At 38.5% G+C, this 1,640-nt stretch carries 3 protein-coding genes and 1 pseudogene; 2 read left to right on the top strand and 2 right to left on the bottom strand.

The features are described 5' to 3' along the window. A partial coding sequence (locus AC1DPZ_RS26785) for a serine dehydratase beta chain (protein ID WP_477409241.1) occupies window positions 1-326 on the bottom strand: 326 nt, incomplete at its 3' end. Between the two features lie 137 nt (window positions 327-463). Here AC1DPZ_RS26785 and AC1DPZ_RS26780 point away from each other — a divergent pair. Further along, window positions 464-901: a DUF5684 domain-containing protein gene (locus AC1DPZ_RS26780; protein WP_477409239.1), complete on the top strand. Its 438-nt coding sequence runs from the start codon at window positions 464-466 to the stop codon at window positions 899-901. Window positions 902-903: 2 nt separating this feature from the next. After that, window positions 904-1,239 (top strand): DUF2752 domain-containing protein, encoded by a 336-nt coding sequence (locus tag AC1DPZ_RS26775; protein ID WP_477409237.1) that lies wholly within the window; start codon window positions 904-906, stop codon window positions 1,237-1,239. Here the strand turns inward: AC1DPZ_RS26775 and AC1DPZ_RS26770 are convergent. Further along, window positions 1,236-1,640 (bottom strand): annotated as a pseudogene (locus tag AC1DPZ_RS26770) (RDD family protein); the annotation flags it as partial. The gene AC1DPZ_RS26775 and the pseudogene AC1DPZ_RS26770 sit on opposite strands and share 4 nt — an antisense overlap.

Here is a 1,640-nt window from a genome sequence, read left to right as displayed (position 1 = left end):
ACAATCGGCTTTGTCCCACCCAATATCAATTGATGCGATAGGGTTATATGATCAATTTTGGGCGTAATCTGGTCTACCTCAAAAGTTACCGGATCATCGCCGCTAAGGCCCAACAGGAGGGCGATATCCGTACCATGCCCTCTGCCTGTTTTGGCAAGGGAGCCGTAAAGCAGGATTTTTACCTGTTCAACCAAATCCAACACTCTATGCTGTTCAAGCGATTGCACAAATTGCTGCGCGGCACGCCATGGACCAAGCGTATGTGAGCTTGACGGGCCTATGCCTATTTTAAACATATCAAATACAGAAATTTGCTCTCTTTGCATCAGATCAAAATTAAAAATAATAAACCATTGAAGCTTTGTAATAAATATGATAAGTTATATGACTTTTATTTAAAAAATTTATACTTTGCAATAAGCAAAAACATAAATAAACTATTAACTAAACCTTTTTTTAAAAAATGGAAAATTATCCAAATTCCGCATTTAATGGCGCTTTCAAAGGAGTGCTGATCGTTGAACTTCTCGTTTTAATATTATGTGCCGTTGCCGCATGGAAAGTATTTACCAAAGCAGGTAAACCGGGTTGGGCTGTATTAATACCTTTTTATAATTATATTGTGCTATGCGAAATTGTGGGAAAACCTATTTGGTGGTTCCTTTTAATGATATGCCCATGCATAAATTTCATCTTCTTAATATGGGTTTGCAACCTGTTATGCAAAAGCTTTGGTAAAAGCGAAGGCTTTACGGTTGGGATGATACTTTTACACCCTATATTTATAATGATATTAGGTTTTGGCGATTCGGTATATTTAGGCCCGTCAGCAAAAGAAGCAAATATGAACAACCGTTTTGGTTCTGGCGATTACCAAAAACCATTTGATCCACAGGCATAACTATGCATTGTTATACTTTATTATGCAGCCATTTCATATTTATTGAATGGCTGCATAATCATTTAATACCTTGTCCGTTTAAAAAATTAACCGATATTGATTGCCCTGGTTGCGGCTTTCAGCGCTCCGTCATCGCCCTGCTAAAAGGTAACCTGCATGAAAGTTTGACGCTATATCCCGCTACCATTCCACTGATTATTACGATCCTATTTGTAGTACTGAGAAATAGGCTTAATTTTGATAAAAAGCAGTTTGTTACCAAAACATTGTATTTGATAACCGGGAATATTATGTTGGTAGCTTACATCTATAAAATGTATACCTTGTACTGCAATTAAACGCCCTGCCTTGAAACTATATAGCTATAGTCTTTAACAACGGTTTGTAAAAAATCGTACTCATTCATTCCCGACGGAATTTCGATACCTAAATGATTTTTTACCTGCACGGCCATATTATAAATCAGGCTGCTGTTACCGGTTGCTTTAAAATTGGTTATCACCTCGTATATGAGGGTCATGTCCGAGTCTTTCAGCTCGCTAACGCCGCTAAATACAGGCTCATACCCCTCCTCGTCCTGGTAATTAAAAAACAATTCGTTCAGGTTTGTTTTGGGTGTGGTTTTAACCACTGTGGTGCCTGCTACCATGTCGCCAATTCGCTGCTTCTTATCGGATACAGCAACGGATATCACTGCTCCAATGCCCACCGTCAATATAAAGTCGACCAATCTGAACAC

The sequence above is a fragment of the Mucilaginibacter sp. P4_G9 genome, from assembly GCF_056400985.1.
This window is presented reverse-complemented; position numbering and strand designations above follow the sequence as displayed.